This window comes from Pelosinus sp. sgz500959 (assembly GCF_042610375.1).
Lineage (GTDB): Bacteria > Bacillota > Negativicutes > DSM-13327 > DSM-13327 > CTSoil-075.
In genome coordinates this window covers 424391-444132 of sequence record NZ_JBGJZL010000003.1, presented here as the reverse complement: position 1 = coordinate 444132, position 19742 = coordinate 424391, and the positions used below count along the sequence as shown (strand labels likewise).

General features: G+C 37.6%; 23 protein-coding genes and 1 riboswitch. Of the genes, 2 read left to right on the top strand and 21 right to left on the bottom strand.

The genetic code is table 11. From position 1 onward, the window contains the following. Window positions 1–590: 590 nt before the first annotated feature. From ACAN52_RS07010 to ACAN52_RS06995, 4 genes are all read right to left on the bottom strand, one after another. The gene (locus ACAN52_RS07010) at window positions 591–827 is read right to left on the bottom strand and encodes a sigma-70 family RNA polymerase sigma factor (protein WP_378953854.1); all 237 of its coding nucleotides are present in this window, start codon (window positions 825–827) and stop codon (window positions 591–593) included. A 475-nt stretch (window positions 828–1302) separates the two neighbouring features. Then, complete coding sequence (locus ACAN52_RS07005) at window positions 1303–1614, bottom strand: hypothetical protein (protein ID WP_378953846.1); 312 nt, start codon at window positions 1612–1614, stop codon at window positions 1303–1305. 142 nt (window positions 1615–1756) lie between these two features. Continuing rightward, window positions 1757–2062, bottom strand: coding sequence for a hypothetical protein (locus tag ACAN52_RS07000; RefSeq protein WP_378953845.1), 306 nt, complete (start codon window positions 2060–2062; stop codon window positions 1757–1759). Next, a complete protein-coding gene (locus ACAN52_RS06995; RefSeq protein WP_378953844.1) occupies window positions 2049–2234 on the bottom strand; it encodes a hypothetical protein in 186 nt (61 codons plus the stop codon). Before ACAN52_RS06995 ends, ACAN52_RS07000 begins: the two co-directional genes overlap by 14 nt. A 141-nt stretch (window positions 2235–2375) precedes the next feature. Between ACAN52_RS06995 and ACAN52_RS06990 the strand changes: the two genes are divergently transcribed. Continuing rightward, window positions 2376–3986: a recombinase family protein gene (locus ACAN52_RS06990; RefSeq protein WP_378953843.1), complete on the top strand. Its 1611-nt coding sequence runs from the start codon at window positions 2376–2378 to the stop codon at window positions 3984–3986. 90 nt (window positions 3987–4076) lie between these two features. Here the strand turns inward: ACAN52_RS06990 and ACAN52_RS06985 are convergent, their stop codons facing one another. The 3 genes from ACAN52_RS06985 to yyaC all read right to left on the bottom strand — a co-directional run bounded on the left by ACAN52_RS06985 (window position 4077) and on the right by yyaC (window position 5872). Further along, window positions 4077–4334 (bottom strand): GlsB/YeaQ/YmgE family stress response membrane protein, encoded by a 258-nt coding sequence (locus ACAN52_RS06985; protein WP_378953841.1) that lies wholly within the window; start codon window positions 4332–4334, stop codon window positions 4077–4079. 154 nt (window positions 4335–4488) lie between these two features. After that, entirely contained in the window at window positions 4489–4962 is a 474-nt protein-coding gene (locus ACAN52_RS06980; RefSeq protein WP_378953840.1) for a sigma-70 family RNA polymerase sigma factor, read from the bottom strand. Between the two features lie 340 nt (window positions 4963–5302). Next, window positions 5303–5872 (bottom strand): spore protease YyaC, encoded by a 570-nt coding sequence (yyaC, locus tag ACAN52_RS06975; protein ID WP_378953839.1) that lies wholly within the window; start codon window positions 5870–5872, stop codon window positions 5303–5305. Between the two features lie 221 nt (window positions 5873–6093). Between yyaC and ACAN52_RS06970 the strand changes: the two genes are divergently transcribed. Continuing rightward, a complete protein-coding gene (locus ACAN52_RS06970; protein WP_378953837.1) occupies window positions 6094–7026 on the top strand; it encodes a Na/Pi cotransporter family protein in 933 nt (310 codons plus the stop codon). Here ACAN52_RS06970 and ACAN52_RS06965 read toward each other — a convergent pair. The 14 genes from ACAN52_RS06965 to nirJ2 form a co-directional block, all read right to left on the bottom strand. Further along, window positions 6991–7845, bottom strand: a complete 855-nt coding sequence (locus ACAN52_RS06965; protein WP_378953836.1) for a metal ABC transporter permease — start codon at window positions 7843–7845, stop codon at window positions 6991–6993. The two genes, ACAN52_RS06970 and ACAN52_RS06965, sit on opposite strands and share 36 nt — an antisense overlap. 12 nt (window positions 7846–7857) lie before the next feature. After that, on the bottom strand, window positions 7858–8586 hold the full coding sequence (locus ACAN52_RS06960) for a metal ABC transporter ATP-binding protein (protein WP_378953834.1): 729 nt from the start codon (window positions 8584–8586) through the stop codon (window positions 7858–7860). A gap of 12 nt (window positions 8587–8598) precedes the next feature. Beyond that, window positions 8599–9021, bottom strand: coding sequence for a Fur family transcriptional regulator (locus ACAN52_RS06955; protein ID WP_378953833.1), 423 nt, complete (start codon window positions 9019–9021; stop codon window positions 8599–8601). Between the two features lie 118 nt (window positions 9022–9139). Next, a complete protein-coding gene (locus tag ACAN52_RS06950; RefSeq protein WP_378953831.1) occupies window positions 9140–10855 on the bottom strand; it encodes an ABC transporter ATP-binding protein in 1716 nt (571 codons plus the stop codon). A gap of 334 nt (window positions 10856–11189) precedes the next feature. Beyond that, window positions 11190–11858: an NlpC/P60 family protein gene (locus tag ACAN52_RS06945; RefSeq protein WP_378953829.1), complete on the bottom strand. Its 669-nt coding sequence runs from the start codon at window positions 11856–11858 to the stop codon at window positions 11190–11192. 3 nt (window positions 11859–11861) lie between these two features. Beyond that, window positions 11862–12007: riboswitch (cyclic di-AMP (ydaO/yuaA leader) on the bottom strand. A gap of 78 nt (window positions 12008–12085) precedes the next feature. After that, complete coding sequence (locus tag ACAN52_RS06940; RefSeq protein ID WP_378953827.1) at window positions 12086–13024, bottom strand: glycosyltransferase family 2 protein; 939 nt, start codon at window positions 13022–13024, stop codon at window positions 12086–12088. Between the two features lie 25 nt (window positions 13025–13049). Next, on the bottom strand, window positions 13050–13565 hold the full coding sequence (gene aroH / locus ACAN52_RS06935; RefSeq protein ID WP_378953826.1) for a chorismate mutase: 516 nt from the start codon (window positions 13563–13565) through the stop codon (window positions 13050–13052). Window positions 13566–13736: 171 nt separating this feature from the next. Next, window positions 13737–13892, bottom strand: a complete 156-nt coding sequence (locus ACAN52_RS06930; RefSeq protein ID WP_378953824.1) for a DUF1540 domain-containing protein — start codon at window positions 13890–13892, stop codon at window positions 13737–13739. Between the two features lie 41 nt (window positions 13893–13933). Further along, on the bottom strand, window positions 13934–14323 hold the full coding sequence (locus tag ACAN52_RS06925; protein ID WP_378953823.1) for a hydrogenase expression/formation C-terminal domain-containing protein: 390 nt from the start codon (window positions 14321–14323) through the stop codon (window positions 13934–13936). Beyond that, window positions 14320–14799, bottom strand: a complete 480-nt coding sequence (locus tag ACAN52_RS06920; RefSeq protein WP_378953821.1) for a HyaD/HybD family hydrogenase maturation endopeptidase — start codon at window positions 14797–14799, stop codon at window positions 14320–14322. Before ACAN52_RS06920 ends, ACAN52_RS06925 begins: the two co-directional genes overlap by 4 nt. Further along, entirely contained in the window at window positions 14799–15497 is a 699-nt protein-coding gene (gene cybH / locus ACAN52_RS06915; protein WP_378953820.1) for a Ni/Fe-hydrogenase, b-type cytochrome subunit, read from the bottom strand. Before cybH ends, ACAN52_RS06920 begins: the two co-directional genes overlap by 1 nt. A gap of 32 nt (window positions 15498–15529) precedes the next feature. Beyond that, window positions 15530–17428 (bottom strand): nickel-dependent hydrogenase large subunit, encoded by a 1899-nt coding sequence (locus ACAN52_RS06910; protein ID WP_378953818.1) that lies wholly within the window; start codon window positions 17426–17428, stop codon window positions 15530–15532. Between the two features lie 21 nt (window positions 17429–17449). After that, on the bottom strand, window positions 17450–18559 hold the full coding sequence (locus ACAN52_RS06905) for a hydrogenase small subunit (RefSeq protein ID WP_378953817.1): 1110 nt from the start codon (window positions 18557–18559) through the stop codon (window positions 17450–17452). Window positions 18560–18622: 63 nt separating this feature from the next. Next, entirely contained in the window at window positions 18623–19621 is a 999-nt protein-coding gene (gene nirJ2, locus ACAN52_RS06900; RefSeq protein ID WP_378953815.1) for a putative heme d1 biosynthesis radical SAM protein NirJ2, read from the bottom strand. Window positions 19622–19742 lie beyond the last annotated feature (121 nt).

Sequence of the window (19742 nt, the reverse complement as noted above, 5' to 3'; positions counted from 1 at the left end):
CTTCAGCATTGATATGATCGCTTTGTTCGATGCGTTAGCAGTCGAACATCCTTATCAATCAGCCTCACATAATATACAAAAACTTTATTTGAAGAACCTTGATGGCTCTTTAAAAAACTTACTTGTGTCAGTATCACTTGCGTGACCCGACGTGTGTGTACTCAAAACGAGTACGGCACACCTGGCTTATTTTAACTTTACTTACATTGTTTAGTTTTCAAAGAACACCTGAATATTTTTTGAATATTCATTTTTTTGTTTGCCTTAACTGTTTATTAGTTTAACACATTTTTCACAGTGTGTCAACATTTTCTTTGTTTTTTCGTCACTGTCGTTGGCAACTTTCTTATATTAACATAGTTCAACTAAATTTGTCAACTTATTATATATCATAGAGAAATATTCAAAGAGTAAAGAAAACTTAACTTGTATCAAGTTTTCCTCAGTTTAAGAAGGTTTTGTAAAATATAAGAACGACTAAGGCTTATGCCAAGTCCGCAGATGCAGGCAGAAGCCTTAGTCGTTCTTACTTGAAGCCCTAGAGAGTGTTATACTTTCGGATTACGTAACATACTTCTTGCGGGATACTACTAATGATCTTCTGCTGACAAATGATTACCCAATTTAGAAATAGCTTTTTTTTCTATTCTTGATACATACGAACGAGAGATTCCTAATAACTTCGCAACATCTCGTTGCGTCTTACGATCACCATCAGGCATACCAAATCTCATTTCTAATACCCATTTTTCTCTACCACTTAATCGATTGAGTTGTTGGCTCAATCGTTCGTTCTCACATTGATTTTCTACTGCCTCAGCTACAATATCAGGAGCCGTGCCAAGAACATCGATGAGATTAATTTCATTAACCTCATGACTTTACCTGTATGCCAATAAATAATAAAAATCCCCCATTCAATCTATGAACGGGGGATTACTTGAAAATAATTTCTACATTTTTAGTCATTCAAAACTTGACTAAGACGATATGAATATATTAAAAATCCAACAGTTAAAACAATATGAAATAAGTCTGATAACCAAGAATCAATAATAATCATAACATCATCTCCTTTCTGAAATTTACAATATAGATCATACCTATAAAAAAACTGATCTACGCCTGATTCCTAGGACAATACATTAAAAATGAATCGAAACTTCTTACTACTATTATCGCAATAAATAAGATTTTTTTACACCTGCTAACGTCTTAATTTTTTAGGTCTTTTGCCCTATTTACCGAAAAATAAAGAAACCATCAATCCAAAGATCGATGGTTTAAATAATAATACTATTTTTAATTAAGTTTAATTTGCATTTCAGAATAATCTTCAAATTGATCAAGAAGACCTTCAAGTGCCTTTTTAACATTAGTAAGATCTACAGTGGCTGGGTTCTTTGCATTTCCCAAATGAAGCTCAAACCCAAATATTTGTTTATCATTACTATGATAAGCTTTATTATTCCCAATATTAATATTGGATATTATTTTATTTACAAATAATCGACTCGCGATTTCTTTGAATAATTCCATATTAGTATCGACAGGCTCTTTCGTAACAATTTCAACAGAAAATATTCTGTACGTTTCATCACACGAAGTACACATATTTTAACACTTCCTCATATCATTTTACGTATACTTCGACAAAAATCGATATTAATCCTTTAAAATTTAAAAAAGTTAAAGATCATACACATAACTTAGTATTTTCCCGCCCATTATTTCTTCTACAGATTTTACTTAATGCTCAAATTTCATCTCGTTCTAACTGTTTAGCAATATCACATCTGCCAATCTCTTTTAATTTTTCCTTGGCGCCTTCCACTGTTTCACCAAGAGATATTTTTTTCATATCCGTGATTGTTATTAAAACATATTCATTATTAAAATACGCAATTTGTTCACTCTTATCACTATTGACCCAAATAAGTGGAGCTCCAGCCATATCAATCGCCTCCTCTATTTTCTTACAAGACTTCGTCAAAAGATAATCAATTCCTGCAAAAAAAGTCACTAAACTTGCCGCATCACTAGTCCTATCAGCTTTCCTCATTCATCCTTAAGCATTCCTCTAGTGACAATGAATTCCACGCTTTCCATCCAGCATAATGAAACTCTCGAATTTGTTTTTCCAATTCTTCCGTTGTCACCAAAGCGGGTGCGACTACATGAACAACAGACTTTCCGGTTTTTGAATAATAAGTAGCATTGTATTTGGGTTCCACATCATCACCTCACTTTAGTATATGTGAGCAATCCACATGGACGACCCTTGAATAAACATGGATTAGAAAGCTGAAACATATAAATAAACAGTAGCGATAAATTTAAATTTCGACTAAAAGCACATGGGGGAAGGTGACAACTTGAATCATCACTACACTCCACAAGACTTAGAACCAGCCTGTTTTTACCTACGTAAATCAAGAGAAGATCAAGAAGCTGAATCCAGGGGCGAAGGCGAAACATTAACAAAACATAAAAAAGCTTTATTAAAACTGACTAAAGAATACGGCACCACAATAACAAAAATTTTTGAAGAAATTGTTTCCGGCGAAAGTTTAATCCATCGTCCAGAAATGCTAAACGTCCTCAAAGAAGTAGAAGATGGCAAGTGGAAGTCCGTTTGGTGCATGGATATCGACCGCCTTGGACGCGGCAATATGCAGGAACAAGGTCTTATCATCGAAATGTTTAAAAAATCCCATACTAAAATCGTAACACCGCGCAAGATATATGATTTGAACGATGAGTTTGATGAAGAATATACGGAATTTGAAGCTTTTATGGCTCGCAAAGAATTAAAAATCATTACGCGCCGCCTTCAAAATGGCCGACTGCGTTCAATTGAAGATGGCAATTATCTAGGCACTTCTCCACCCTATGGTTATTTAATTAAAACAAGTAACGGGAAACGTTTTCTAGTGAAACATCCAGAGCAAAGGGAGGCAGCTGCCCTGATTTGGAAGCTTTACCTAGAAAGTTACGGCACAAACAAAATCGCCAATGAACTCAATGGATTAGGTTTCCTTTCTTATACCGGAAAAAAATGGGCAGCCTCTTCCGTCCTCTCCATGTTAAAAAATCCAGTATATGCCGGAATTACTACATGGAAAAAGAAAGAACAGAAAAAATCAACAACTCCTGGTGTTGGCACAATGGTTCGCTCCCGCCCTCGTGCTGAACAATTGTGGGTTTACGATACCCACGAAGCCTATGTAACTATAGAGGAATTTCAAAAGGTACAAGATATGTTAGCGACAAAATACCATCCACCTTATCAATTGATTCACAGCATAGCCAATCCATTAGCTGGTATGATCAAATGTGATCTCTGTGGATCATCAATGGTGTATCGAACTTATACACATCAGCAATTTCCTCATTTAATCTGTCCTCGTAAGCTTTGCCCAAATAAAAGCAGCCGATTTGAATTCGTTGAAGAAGAACTCATAGATGGTTTAAAAAAGTGGCTCAACCAATACAAAGCCCAATGGGATATCTACCCTCTCCCCGACGACAAGGATACAATGTTGATTGTAAAAGAAAGAGTCCTTCAAAATCTAAAAAAGGAGTTAAAAGAACTCAATCAGCAAAAAGATCGCTTACACGATTTTCTCGAAAAAAAAATTTATGATAGTCAAACATATCTAGAACGTTTTAAAACCTTAGCAGAGCGCATCGAAAAAACAGCAATGAAAATTAATGAAACCGAGTACATCTTATCTCATCAATTCCCATCAAAAAAAGTACAACAAAAAATAATTCCTAAAATTAAGGAAATACTAACTATCTATTCAGCCCTTACTGATCCAGCTATAAAAAACAACATGCTAAAGACGATTTTAAAATATGCTACTTATAGAAAAGAAAAATACCAACAAGGAAATAACTTTACCCTGGTACTTTATCCTCGCCTACCGCAGTATAAAGAAAATTTGACTTCGGTCAAGCCTCAGCACAGACCAAAGTCTTAGCTGCCCTTACTTGTAATCGAGAAAGTGTATATTTTCAGATTACGAAAAAATCGTCTACCTTTAGAAAAGGCAGACGATTAAATGGAACATTTATTTCTTTTTAGCTGCAGCAGGCGCTACGTTAAACATACGTATTACCCATAAAAGGATCAAGGCTCCTACAGTACTTGAAATAATCGATCCGATTGTACCATATGCGGAAAGCCCTATAAGGTTAAATACATATGCACCAATAAAAGATCCCACAACGCCTGTTGCCAGATCCCCCCATAGTCCAAATCCTCCACCACGAGAAATCATGCCAGCCAGCCAACCGGAAACTAAGCCGATTAATAAGAACCAAAACATTATTACATCGCCTCCTTCTTATAGTATGTCCAATTTTTTATAAATAAATAGCATCTATAAAATTCGTAATCATGAATGGGAGTATGCTAAATAGTGCTATATTTTTTTCTTATTTTCGGTCGTATCCCAGTATGGCAACTTATATAGCTATCCATCAATACAGATATACTAATGATAGAAACTCATTCCCTTCTTTGTCTACGCCAATCGGATCATATAGACTCACTTCAGCACGAGTTCGCCGAGTGCTGCGAAGGTGCATTAATATTTCATTTTCAATGCACCTCGCTGCATAGGTTGCTAGACGAATTTTTTTAGCAATATCAAAAGTATTGATGGCTTTGATTAGTCCAATCGTACCAATCGAAATAAGATCATCAATGTCTTCACCAGTATTATCAAATTTTTTAACAATATGAGCTACTAATCGCAGATTCCGTTCAACTAAAACATTTTTAGCATTTACATCACCATTTTTCAACCTCTCCAGATAAAATTGTTCTTCTTTTTCAGGAAGAGGTAAGGGAAAAGTATTATTAGTTATATAAGACACTAAAAGCGCAAGCCCACTCATAATAGAGCCTGCCACTGCCACCAGAAGAGATACCAAAACATTCACCCCCGCCATATCACTTCCTTCATTGTATGGGATAATCGCCTTTGTTGTGCCTGTTAATTTTTGTATATCTTTTAAAAATGTAAAAATTTCTTTAGATATTCTATTTTAGATGTAAACTTCTCAAATGAGATATGGATATTTCTTTAATTCATCGATATAGTTTGTACATTTTGCGTCAAGACTAAACACTTAATCTTGCACCTCACCAAAACATATCATATAATCACATAAGGATGGTGATATTTATGGAAAAATCAATTGGCGATTTAGGAATACTATTTGCATCAGCACTGATATGCATCTATATGCTATGGGATAAATTATTTCCTGAATCATAAAAACTCTAACTCTAGACCACATGATGAATATGTATGACATTCATCGCATCTCGCAGCGCTCCACCAATCAAACGACTTAGTTTCATAACAATTGACAAAGGCGTACTTTGTAAGTCCAAATATCCAATGCGTCCACTTCCATTCACAACACCAATGATGGAAATATCACCTACACATGGCAGCCGAGTACCAACAGCAATACCAGCTTCTAAACCTCCTTCCCATATTTCGATATTTCCAATTTCATTATGATTACCCAAACATGCATCAATCGCAATCACAATCGGTCGTTCTTTCTGCTGATAAATCCCCTCAATAACTTCAATTAAATTACCAGCATGAACAGGATGATCAAGACTACCATGAATAAGACAGTTTGTATGTTCTTCTAAGTATGAACCAACAAGAGGACCAAGTGCATCACCAATATAGCGATCCGAGCCAATACATAACAAAATAATTTTTCGATTGTATAACTCTTGTTGCTGTTCAAGCAAATTGATAATGTGATGATACATTTTGCTTTGTGCACAACTATCATGAACATTAATCATTAGTTTTTTAGATATCTCTGCTCCCATCTATTCATCTCCTCTTTGCAAAACAGACTTTACTCACTGATGTATATGTTTCACATTCAAAAGTTATTTCAACGATTCTAAGCAAAAATATGATGACCTTGCTTCCAACAAAAAACTCTTTGTCTAGAGCAGACAAAGAGTTTTTTTTGCAAAATAAATATAACTATAATGAATTTTTTCATCATACATTATACTGCCTAATCAAAGATGGAGGTAATAGAATGTATGAAATGATTATTCTTAGTGCAACAGGCATCCTGTTATTATTGGGTGGAATTGCTCTCATGCGTTTTGGTCTGCAAAAATTATTATTAACTAAACTAAAAAAAGCACTGACCCAATTAACAAAAAAGCCATGGCGTGGCGTCTTATTAGGTACATTAGCTGCCGCCATGATGCAAAGCAGCACTGCGGTATCACTGCTCACCATCGGTTTGGTCAGTGCTAATTATTTATCTTTTTATGAAGCACTTGGTATTATTTTGGGTGCGAATATCGGCACCTGTTCTACGGTTCAATTAATGACGATCACCATGCCGAGCGAGTTATTTCTTCCCTTATTAGCGATCACACTTGGAATCAGTTTAACACTCAAAAAAATCCGTTGGATTGCCATGGCCATAGCAGGATTACTTAGTATCTTTTTAGGAATTACGATTTTATCCGATGCACTCAGTAATTTATCGGAAATGAGTAATCTCAATGATTATCTAATCGCCGGAAAAGAAAACCCATTGTATGGGATCATGGCTGGCATCATCATTACCTTACTCTTTCAGTCAAGCAGTGCAGCAACCGGTGTACTTATGGCGCTAGCGAGCGATGGCATGATCGACTTAACCACTGCTAGTTATATTGTGTATGGCAATAATATTGGATCATGTTTGTCCTCTATCATCGTAGGTGCAGCAGGCACCTTAGCCGCTAAACGTATTGCCCTCTCCCATGTTTTATTAAATATCATCGGTGTTGCATTTTTTTTACCTCTGACGAGTCTACTTACAACAACAGCCACCTATATCACAGCAGATTTCGCTGGACAGGTGGCTATCATACATACACTATTTAATATTCTCTCATCATTAGCAATATTACCCATTATACGTCAATATGCTAATTTAATTATTTTTCTGATCCCTGACAAGAGAAGATGATTGCTTGCCTCTCATTACTATGCCCAGACCTTCTCTGCCAAGGACAATTGTGACATATAGGAGAACTGCAGTCATTACAATCGTTCCACCGGGAGCAATATCTAGATAAAAAGATGAAGTCAAACCAATCGTGACCGCTAATACGGAAAAAGCAATCGCCCATCCCATAGTAGCCTTAAAACCAAGTCGTAATAAATGAGCTGTTGCGACAGGTACAATCATAAGAGCACTGACTAATAAAACCCCCACCACTGTCATTCCAACCACCACAACAGCAGCCGTTAGCATACTAAACACCATATTAATCATCGATGTATTAATGCCTGCTACATTTGCAATGTCTTCATCAAGAGCAATGAGCATAAGTTTATCAAATAATAGATAAACAATAGTTAATACAACGGCACCACAACCAGCGATAACGGAAATATCCGTTACTGAAACTGTAATAATACTGCCAAATAAGAAGCTTAACAGCCCTGCACTCGGCATTCGCGTAATAGTACTGAAAATAATTGCCATAGAAATACCTGAATAAAAGAATATGGCTAATCCCATATCTGCAAATTCCGCATGTCTTCGCCGAACAAGTTCAATACCAATCGCACCGATCATCGTCAAAATAAACGCACCAAACACAGGATATATCCCTAGCATATAGCCACCTGTTACTCCAGCAAAAGCAATATGTCCTAGACCATCACCAATGAGAGACTGACGACGCACGACTACAAAACTACCAATAACAGGACATACAATCGCTGTTATAATCCCTGCCAAAAATGCCCTTTGCATAAAATCATATTGAAAAATTTCCATATTATCACCTCATCACCCTGTATAGTACCACAAATGCCTTGCTTGGGCATGAGTTGCATCAAATTCCTTGGTACTACCATAAAAGCATAATCCTTTATTAATACAAGCGACCTTATTAGCAGAACTGATCGCTTTATCAATATCATGGGATACCATCACAACCGTAATTCCTAAATTTTTATTTAACGTGCCAAGCAAATCATAGATTCGCGCACTGGCTTCATAATCAATACCACTTGTTGGTTCATCCAATAACAAGAGTTCAGGATTTGAAGCAAGAGCCATGGCAACCATTACTCTTTGCTGTTGCCCACCTGAGAGTTCGCCAATACGACGATCACGCAACGCATCAGCACCAACCAACTCAAGCATGTGATTAATGATATGCTTTGCAGCTTGGTGATTTTGCCTCGGTCCAGCCGAAGCACCTAAGGTTAAACCTAAAGACACAACTTCAGTTACTGTCGCAGGAAAACCTAGTACATTTTTTCCATAATTTTGAGGAACATAACCAATCAATCCTTGTACACGTGCCATGGAAATATCTTTATCTCCAATACGTACATGACCACATGATGGTTTGATAAGCCCAGCCATAACCTTTAACATCGTACTTTTTCCTGCGCCATTCGGCCCAACCACAGCTACAAAATCACCTTTAGTAATGGTCATTGAGATATCTTTTAAAACCACATTGTGATCATAAGCAAAATTAATATCAGATAGAGTCACATCAAACATTTTCGTCTCTCCTCACAGAGTTTTACACTCAGTACATAAACCTAGTAATTCTACATTATGGCGAATCAATTCATAACCCTGCATCCGCAACATAGCAATAAATTCTTGATTAATTGGGCAATAATCAATACAAACAGCTTTTCCACACTTGATACAAACAACATGGTGATGATGATTTGTGTAAGTCACTTCATAGCGAGTGCTATCATTACCTGTGCCCATGATCGGTGTGAGCACACCAATTTCTGTTAAGATATTAATGTTTCGATAAATGGTATCGAGCCCAATATCATTATACTCATCGCGTACTAATTTCCAAATTTCAGCTACCGTCAATAATTCTGCAGTCTGCACAATTTTTTCAACAATAATGCGGCGCTGCGGCGTAATGCGGTATCCCTCTTCTTTTAGTTTAGTCATTACCTCATAGATCATATTTCATACTTCCCTTTACTACATAATAACTCATCCCACGCTTTAATAATATTCTTATTACTAAAGTAAAAAAATAAGACCATCCATCTTTCGGGTGGTACTCAATACCACCCGAAGCTTATACTTCCATTTGTTCACTAAATACTGCTTTGGCATATTGCCCACCTTGTTTGATAAGGTCACCATGTGTTCCTCTTTCTATAATGCGTCCATTAACAAGATAGATCACTTGATCTTGTTCCATTAAAGTCGATAATCGATGAGTAATCAAAAATGTAGTGCGCTGCCTACTTACTTTACGTATTGACTCCATCACTTGCTGTTCAGCTTCCGCATCAAGGGCGGCTGTCGGTTCATCCAATAACAAGATTGGTGGATTCATAATAATTGCCCGGGCAATTGCAATACGTTGCCGTTGTCCCCCAGATAAATTACTTCCTAATTCACTCACTACGTAATCATAGCCGCCAGCGATCTTCATAATAAAGTCATGAGCATTGGCCAACCGAGCAGCTTCTTGCACTTCAGCCAAACTAGCTGTAGGGCGTCCATATCGAATATTTTCTAAAATACTTAAGTTAAACAAAATGGGTTGTTGCTGAATGAAACCAATTTGTTTGCGCAAAGCACTCATTTTTAAAGTTCGAATATCAGTTTCATCCATATAAATATGGCCGGAAATAGGATCATAAAAGCGTAGCAGTAAATTTGCAAATGACGATTTCCCAGCACCACTCGGACCAACAATGGCTACAATATCACCAGGTTCGGCCACAATATTAATTTCTCGCAAAGTTCCTAACTCTGGAAGATATTCAAAATTTACATTTCTAAATTCAACTTTACCTTTTACACGACTCATTTCATCGGTTCCATCAATCACAGTATTGACTTGTTGCCTTAGATTATTGATCCTCTGCCAAGCAACAATTCCTAGTTTCATACTTGAAATGGCTTCGCTAATTCTTCGTATGGGTGTTGGTATATTAATAATGTAAATTAAAAAAGCAAACATGCCACCAATCGTTAGATTATCGTGAATAACTTGTCGCCCGCCATACCAAATAATTGCAGTTAAACCAATGGATGCTAAAAATTCGACTAAAGCAATTAATAAAGCCTTAAAACGTTGAACTTTAATAAAATCACTTGCAGCACGCCGCATACTGCAATTAAATTTTGCGCATTCATAATCTTCCCTTACATAACTTTGTACGACCATCATTGATAATAAGGATTGATGTAAAATCGATGTGACCGTCGCTAACGTATGCTCTACAACCATTCCCAAATTAGCAATTTTTTTATTAAAAAAGCTAATTGCGAGTATAATAAAGGGCAATGTGGCGAAGGTAACTAAAGACAATTGCCAATCAAAATAAATCATAATCGAAATAATTGCCAACAAATTGAGTGATTCTACCAACAAATCAGGAACTGCCAAGGATACAGCCTGCTGAATGAGCGCCAAATCATTGGTGAAAAGAGAAATAATTTCACCAGTCGAAGTATTGATAAAATACCCATAATCTAACTTTTGCAATCGCTCAAACATATTTTCGCGCATTTGAGCCACCATCTTATTACCAGCTTTTGCAATTGTCTTCCCATGAATGTATGAAAATATTCCGCGCAACAAATATAAGCCAATAATACTAATAATAATCAGATGTAAATGCTCCGTATCACCATGCACGAGAGCATTATCGATCAAAAACTTTATAATTAAAGGAGCCGACAGCCCAGCTACACTGGAAATAATAAAACATACCAATGCAACAAGAACTAACGGCCAATATGGCAGGATAAATTTTTGCCAATATAATTTAAACATATAAGCCTCCGAGCTTAATAGAGGCAACTCTGTTGGTGCCTAATTTATAATCAATACTCATTACTCTAGTATTCCTCTATTCATTTATGGAATCCAATCATAATTTTCCGCATCGTTCTAATTTTTTGCGCGATCTTACCCACGTACTACTATAGTATATCCAAAATAATATCATAAAAACTAGGCTTATCACCTGATCATCGAACTGGTGAAGCCTAGCTGTTTACAGTAATTTAAGAAAAACTTAGTTTTTCTTGCGTGAAATCAAAAAATATGATAGTTTCTGATTCTGAAAAAAAGTAGGGAGGCGTAGCTTGCCTCCGTTAAAACAACATTATAGAACCCGACGTGCCCCTAAATAACGGTCTCCCCAGTATCCACTATCCATACGCGCAATTGCGATACCACGACTGGAAGTAGCACTAATAAATTGACCATTTCCTAGGTAAATACCAACATGGGAAGCTCCGGCCTCATATGTAGTGAAATACACTAGATCTCCAGGCTGCAAGCGACTATAAGACACATATTGTCCAACTTCATACTGTTCATCAGCACTTCTTGGTAAATAAATTCCAGCCTGGGCAAATACATAACGGGTAAAACCAGAACAATCAAACCCACTTGGTGATCCGCCACCAAACACATAGGGTACACCTTGATAACGTAATGAAGATTGTACAACTCTTCGTACTAAGCTACTTGAGCCATCACGACTTACAGGTATTTCTCTACCCATAATCGCCCGATAAGTATCAGTACCAATCACACCATCGTTTTCAAGACCTCGATCTCTTTGGAATTTTCCAACTGCAATTGCTGTCGCTTCGCCAAAATCACCATCAACACTACCAACATTATACCCAAGTGCATTAAGCTGCGCTTGAATACTTGCGATATCTTGTCCCTGATCACCTTGATGAAAAGCGGCTTCTGCGCAGGTTAATGTACCTGCACTGGCGAGAAATAAGGAGAATACTACAACTCGAAAAAACTTCCTCACACGATAACCCCTCTCAATAACCTCCGAGGTTAGCTGACGGGTTAGGGTTGAGATACCCTACTTTTAGGCAACTTATTAAATTCTCTAAAAGTTTCACCCCAAAACTTTGGTTCCCCCGGTCCTGCGCGTGGATTAGGTTTTATAAAAAATGCGCTTACTTATCTTTCTTTCGCTTTACTTCTAAAAATTCCTGCTTAAATATTTCTTTTTTTTTCAAATACTACTTTTTAATCTTTTTGATCTTTTTTGAATTCGACCCGTAATAGATATAAAGGACGTTGTTTTACCTCTTCAAAAATCCGACCGACATATTCACCAATAATCCCCAGCCCAAGTAACTGTACTCCGCCTAACAGTAAAATACTCGCTGAAATAGTCGCCCAACCTGGCACTGCTTCTGGCGTAAACATTTTAATATAAACAACATGCATGGTCAGAATAAAGCTAATAAACGCAAATAATAAGCCAATATAAAAAGCAAAACGTAAGGGCAATTGGGAATATGCTGTAATACCATCAAGTGCAAAATGGATCATTTTTTTTAGGGAGAATTTCGAAGTTCCTGCATAACGTTTAGGAGCTGTGAATTCCACTAATACTTGGCGATAACCAATTGCACCAATCATACCGCGTATAAACCGTGCTCGTTCCTTAAAACGTCGAAAACTTTCGACAACAGCTTTATCCAATAAGCGAAAATCAGAACCTCCTTCTTGAATACGTACTTTAGACATCCAGTTGATTAATTTATAGAATATCCCAGAAGTAAAGTTTTTAAACCAAGAAACTCCCGCTGTACTCACTCTGATCGTTTGTACAACTTCGAAACCTTCTTTCCATTTTTTAAGTAGTAAAGGTAACATTTCAGGTGGATGTTGCATATCCCCATCCATGGTAATGACAGCATCACCATTGGCATGATCAAGGCCACACGTTAGTGCTAATTGATGTCCATAATTACGCGCCATAATAAGTCCGCGCACTCGTCCGTCTTGCTGGGCTAGACGTTCTAAGAGCAAAGGGGTAGCATCACTTGAACCATCATCAACAAACAGCAGTTCAAAGTGATAATCTAGGGGATCCATATGTTTACAAACTTCTTGATAAAATACTTCAATATTATCTTCTTCATTAAAAACAGGTACGACGATTGATACTAATTGCATGATTTTCTCCTCATAGACAGTAAAACTATTTTTTTACATCAGGACGCAGCACAACTGCTTCCCTTAAATAAATATGCTTAATGGCACTTTGCGGTAAATCTGTATTTAATAATATAAGTACACGAATACAACGCGGCAATGCCGTAGGACAGTCAATTTCCTGGGTACCAAAGAGTGGCACCTCAATCCAACCTAAGTTTCGAGCGGCAATTGCAGGAAATGCCGAATTCAGGTCGGCAGTCGAACTAAATGTTACTGTTGCTATATCTTCAATGTTTATTTTATTTGCTTCTACCATCGTCACTAAAAGTTCTTCTACACGTTCTAATATTTNCACCTCAATCCAACCTAAGTTTCGAGCGGCAATTGCAGGAAATGCCGAATTCAGGTCGGCAGTCGAACTAAATGTTACTGTTGCTATATCTTCAATGTTTATTTTATTTGCTTCTACCATCGTCACTAAAAGTTCTTCTACACGTTCTAATATTTCTGCTGGTTGATTATTCTCTACTGATGTCGCGCCTCTAACTCCACGTACCAAAATGATCATCCTCTCAAGCTATAATTTTAATATTACATATTTCGTTATTCATAATACAATATCCTTTATCAATCATCATTTTAATCAAGTTTTTTAAGGTTTTTATTCCCATCCATAGCGTACTAAGTATAAAACCCGGTTTACACCGGGTTTTATACTTAGTACGCTATGTTATTTTTGATAAAAAGTCCTACAGTTAGTTTGCTCACTTTGACGAGCGGCTTTCCCACCGCCATCTACATTTACTTCAATTTCTGAGGCATCACAGTGTTCTCCGCTTTTCCAGAACTTGCAATTTGAAACAGTACATTTTACGCCTGACAACATTTTTGCATACCTCCTTTAGTTCAACACTAGTATGCAAAAAATCATTCTTTATTATTCATCAAACGTTTTTTAAGTATTTCTATACCTATTTCAACATCTTCAATTTGTGCCCCTGGAACTTGAGGAAAACTTCCAATTTCAATGGTTTCAAGAATTGGATTTTGAGTCTGATCATAAAAAACACCATACCAAACTCCTGGCGTACCGCTTTCCATCCATTCAGCTGGCTCAGCACTATCTGTTAAATGAATCGTTACGCTGCCTCGTCCTAGAAAATCGCGAATACCTTGACGATCTTCAGGGGTCAAAGACATTTTATTCGTAAAAATACTCCATGTCTGGCCACTATCGATGAAAAGTTGTAACCTTTCATTGATTTCGAATAATACAGCCTGCGCACTCGGTGATAATTGGATTTCTTCACTTATCATTTTTCTACTACCTCTACTTGCCATTCTTGAAGTATTGTGATTAACTGCTGGATTACAGGTTCCACAGCTTCAGCGACAATCGGTGTCATAGTTAGGCCAATATCAATAGTTAAAGGTTCTACACCAAGTATTCTGATTTCTTTAGCAGGTTTCTCTAATACTTCCATAACCCCTAATACATCCTGAATCCCAAGTTCATGCATAGAGACTTTTTCTTTAAAATAAGCTTTCACTTCATCATGACTAAAGCGGTAAAGAGACCCTGGAGGTAATCCTCCTGACACAGCATCTACTAAAATCAATTTGTCAGTTCCAAGTAAAAATCGCAATAATTCCATGCCAAGTGTACCACCATCTAGCACTTGGACATGTTCTGGGAAGTGATATTGGTGGAGAAGTTGTTCCACAACTCTCACACCAAATCCCTCATCCTGCATCAAAATATTACCTACACCCAATACAGTAATTTTTTCCATTATTTAAGATCCTCTATATCATCAGGTTCGCGGTCATAAAATTTAACTCCTGAAAACATGGCAGAAATTTCACCATATTTTTCACTCATATCAGCTCTTGTCGCCATATATACATGAATAATCACAAATAATATAATCATCCATGCTACATAATGATGAATCATGTGAACGATATATTCATCAACAAATAAATGATTAGCAAAGCCAAATATTTTAGCCAGCCCACTATTTGGATTCACCTGTCCATACATGGCAAATCCCGTAAAGGCTTCTAAAAAGATCATACCATATACTCCGCCATAACCAGCACGCGCCATTGAATTTCTCAAATAAGGGCGATGGGCAGAACGCATAAACCCATAATGTAAACCCATGTCAAGCATACCTGTCCAAAATAATTTGGTCCAAGGTTTCGGCAGCATCCGATCGCCTTTATGGATGATAAAACCATAGATCCGAAAAATAAAAGACGCCATGAGTATATAGGCAGATCCAAAATGGATTAAACGAATAGTTGACATCGATGCCCAATTGCTTATTGCAAAAGTAGGTTCAACACCTTGTGTACCAATAAAAAAGGGATTACCAATATAGATACCGGTCACAAATAATACACCAATTGTACCTGCCATCAACCAATGGAAAATTCTCGTCCAGATGGTAAAGACATAATAAACAGTAACTGAACGAACTTTCATTTCATCTCCCCCTTTACCTAGCTTACGATTCGCTAAACATTCAAATACGGATCACTGTGTACGACCGCCAGCTGGCGACCTGAGGCATCATATAAATGAGTAGCACAAGCCAAACAAGGATCAAAGGAATGAATGACTTTTAAAATTTCTAGAGGTTTATCAGCAATTTTGACCTTAGTATCCATCATGCTTGCTTCATAAGGACCATAACCTGATTTGCTATCGCGAGGGCAGGCATTCCAAGTAGATGGCACAACAGCCTGGTAGTTTTCAATTTTACCATCTTTAATTACAACCCAATGGCTCAGCCCACCACGTGGTGCTTCATGAAGACCTACACCTTTCGCTTCTTTAGGCCAAGTAGTTTGTTCCCACTTTTCCATATTAGCAACTGCAGTATCACCACTTTTAATATTATTGACGAGTTTATCAAAATAATATTTAGCGATATAGGCCATAACCTGAGCTTCCAACCCGCGCACTGCCGTACGACCAACAGTCGATAACATCCATTTTTCTGGCGACAAATTGAGCAGCTTAGAAACAGCATCAATCTGATCAACCATCATTTTTTCAACCCAAGTTGGCTCTTTTATGAGTCCTTGCTTCACTTTAGTATATACAATAATGTACCGAGACAATGGACCAACTTCAGCCATTTTCCCACGCCATTTCGGAGTTTTAATCCAAGAATATTTACCATTTTCATCAAGGAATTTCCAATCAGTCTTGGTTCCCTCTTTCGGCCCAGTAAATTCAGGCTTGGTCACACCATTCCAAGGATGTAAATCCTTATCTTTTTCAGGATAATTATACCAAGAATGTTCAACACCTTCAGTAAAAACTTCAGGATCAGTAAGATCGTTGGCTACAAAAGTATGATATACGGCTTTATCAACGCCTTGAGCAAAGTTCTCGACAATTCCATCAGAACGTAGCAATAAATTTTTATGGAAATCTCCATTAGAAGTTCCTGTATATTTATCTTCAGGATAATCACCAAAACCAAGTACTCTCTCTTTTGCGAGGCCACCGCCATCAACGTAACCTTGCTTGACATAAAGTTCACCGATTGCTAATACATCAGGTACATAGAAAGAACTGGCGAGGGTAATGGCTAGATTGATCGATGCATCAACAGCGGCTAATCGCTCACTATTAATCGGCGCATTCATATCATTCATGGAAATAGAGCAAGGCATACCACCGACTACATAATGCGGATGAGGATTCTTACCACCAAATACAACATGAGAGACAACAATTTCACGTTGTTTATCAAGCATATTCAAATAGTGAGAAACGGCCATCAAATGAACTTCAGGCGGAAGCAGATTATAATCAGGATGATCCCACCATTGAGCAGAAAAAATCCCAAGCTGTCCACTATCCACGATTTTTTTAATTTTTTCTTGTATGGCTTTATAATAAGCTGTTGTCGCTTTAGGATATTCTTTTGGGTATGCGTCAGAATCAAATTCAACAGGACCTTTTAAATCCATATTGTATTTTTCCAGTACTGTATTTTGTAGAGCAGCCGTTGCTGCAGGATCAGCTTTTAGAGCCGCTACTGGGCTAATCCAATCTAATGCATGTAAATGATAAAAATGCACAATATGATCGTGAACCATTTGCGTGGCAGCAATGATATTGCGAATATAGTTGGCGTTTTTAGGTATTTCAATTCCAAGAGCATCTTCTACGGCGCGCAAACAGCCTAAGGCATGAACAGTTGTACATACACCACAAATACGTTGAGCAAAAACCCACGCATCTCGCGGATCCCGACCTTTTAAAATAAGTTCTATACCACGCCAAGCTGTCCCACTCGATAATGCATCTTGCACTTTGCCAGTGGCTTCATCGACAACAACTTCTAATCGTAAATGTCCTTCAATACGGTTCACAGGATCAACAACAACACGTTTCATCAGATGTCCCCCTTACCTAGTCTATTCTTTTTTTTCTGTCTCTGATTTATCTCCATCTGGTTTATCCCCATGAAGTCTTGAATGCTGAACAGCAGAAAGAGCTCCATGGATCAGTACGCCTGCAGTTAATGCACCTGCTGTAACAATACCGACTTTATCAGCATTTGCAATGACATTTGCCACAGGAATATTCGGCATACGTTCATAAAAAGGATCATTATCCCAGAAATTATTCGAAGCACACCCTACGCAAGGAGCTCCCGATTGAATAGGGTAGGAAAGTCCATTCCACCAACGCATATTACCACAAGAATTATAAGCTTCAGGACCACGACAACCAACTTTATATAAACACCAACCAGCTTTACTGCCAGCATCATCAAATTTTTCTACGAACATTCCCGAATCAAAAAACGGTCTACGATAACAAGTATCATGAATTCGATTGCCAAAAAATTGTTTTGGACGACCTTTACTATCAAGAGGCGGAAGTTGGCCAAATAGAGTGTAATGCATAATCACACCCGTAATAACTTCAGGGATCGGTGGGCACCCAGGAACTTTAATAATTGTCTTTCCACTCACGACATCACTAACAGAGACAGATTTAGTGGGATTCGGTTTAGCAGCTTGAATTCCTCCCCAAGCTGCACAAGAACCGACTTCAATGATAGCAGCAGCACCTTTTGCCACTTCCTTCAAGTTCTGCACAAAAGGTTTACCACCAACCATACAGGAGGTCCCATCGTCATGAAGAGGAACGGCACCTTCCACTGCCAAAATATACTTGCCGTTATATTTTTTCATCGTTTCTTGTAAGTGATGCTCTAAAGGTTCACCGGCAGCAGCCGCTAATACATCCATGTATTCCAAAGAAATCATATTTAAAATTACATCTGATGCAAGCGGGGTCTGGGAACGAATGAAAGCCTCATCACACCCTGTACACTCATGACCATGTAACCAAATTAATGGCACTAACGTTTTCTTTTCAGCAGCCGATACCACTTCAGGAATCATCATTGGCGATAACCCTAAAATACCAGTAATGGTTACACATGTTTTCAGGAAATTACGTCTACTCAAATTCTTTTGTTGGAATAAGTCCCACAAGGAATCATTTTTTTGCATAATTGGCCTCCTCCCACGTTTAAAACCTTCTTGCTTATGTCAAGTGTTACCACCAAAGAGATTTTATTTTTTTATTTCTCTTACTCCACGGTCACACCATGGTTCCTCTGCCATATAGTCACCATCATAATAGTAATAAGCACGGGCACGACAGCCACCACAAATGCCATCATATCCACAGGTACCACAACCACCTTTTAACGGTTCATGACGGAGTTTATTAAACATCTCACTGTCACGCCAAATGATATCAAAATCAGTCTCACGTACATTACCTATTTTGATAGGTAAATATGGACATGCTTGTACATTACCATTTGGTAAAATTACGCAATAGCCAGTACCTGCTAAACAACCTCGAGTAAAGCGCATAGGGATATTGCGTTCTTTGGCGATTCGCATAAATTGAGGAGCACAAGTCGGCTTAAGTTCAATGGATACTTCTTTTTGCTTTTCTAAAATACGGGTAAGCACAGCCTCATATTCTTCAGTTTTTAAGGTAGTATCTTCAATATCTTTTCCTCTGCCTGTTGGTACCAAGAAGAAAATGTGATGAGCCATAGCGCCTTTTTCCACTGCTAAATCAGTAATTTGTGTAACTTCTTTTTCATTCCAATTTGTTATGGTCGTATGAACTTGGAAAGGAAGTCCTGCTTTTCGGCAAGCAGCCATAGCAGCAATAGTCTTATCCCAAGCTCCTTCTGATTGTCTAAATTTATCATGAACTTTTTTATCAACACTGTCAAGACTAATCCCTGCTGCACCAAGGCCTGCAGCTTTTAGCTTTACCGCCACTTCTTCAGTAATTAAAATACCATTTGTACCAAGTACGGGTCTTAAACCAATACTTTTTGCATAGGCAATAAGTTCATAAATATCTTTCCGCATCAGTGGTTCGCCACCACTTAGAATAATAATTTTAAAACCAGCACGTCCCATTTCATCAAGCAATTTTTTGCCTTCTGCTGTACTTAATTCATTATTTTGTTTAGTCCCTGCATCACGATAACAATGAATGCAATTAATATTACATTCCTGCGTAGTATTCCACGAAATAATCATCTATAAGTCCCTCCATGTTGCATCAATACTATGATTCTATTGATTTCATTATAAAAACTGCTACTACCAAAGGATGTGTATTTTCTCAGACAAGAATCGGGAATTGAAACCATTTAAACAA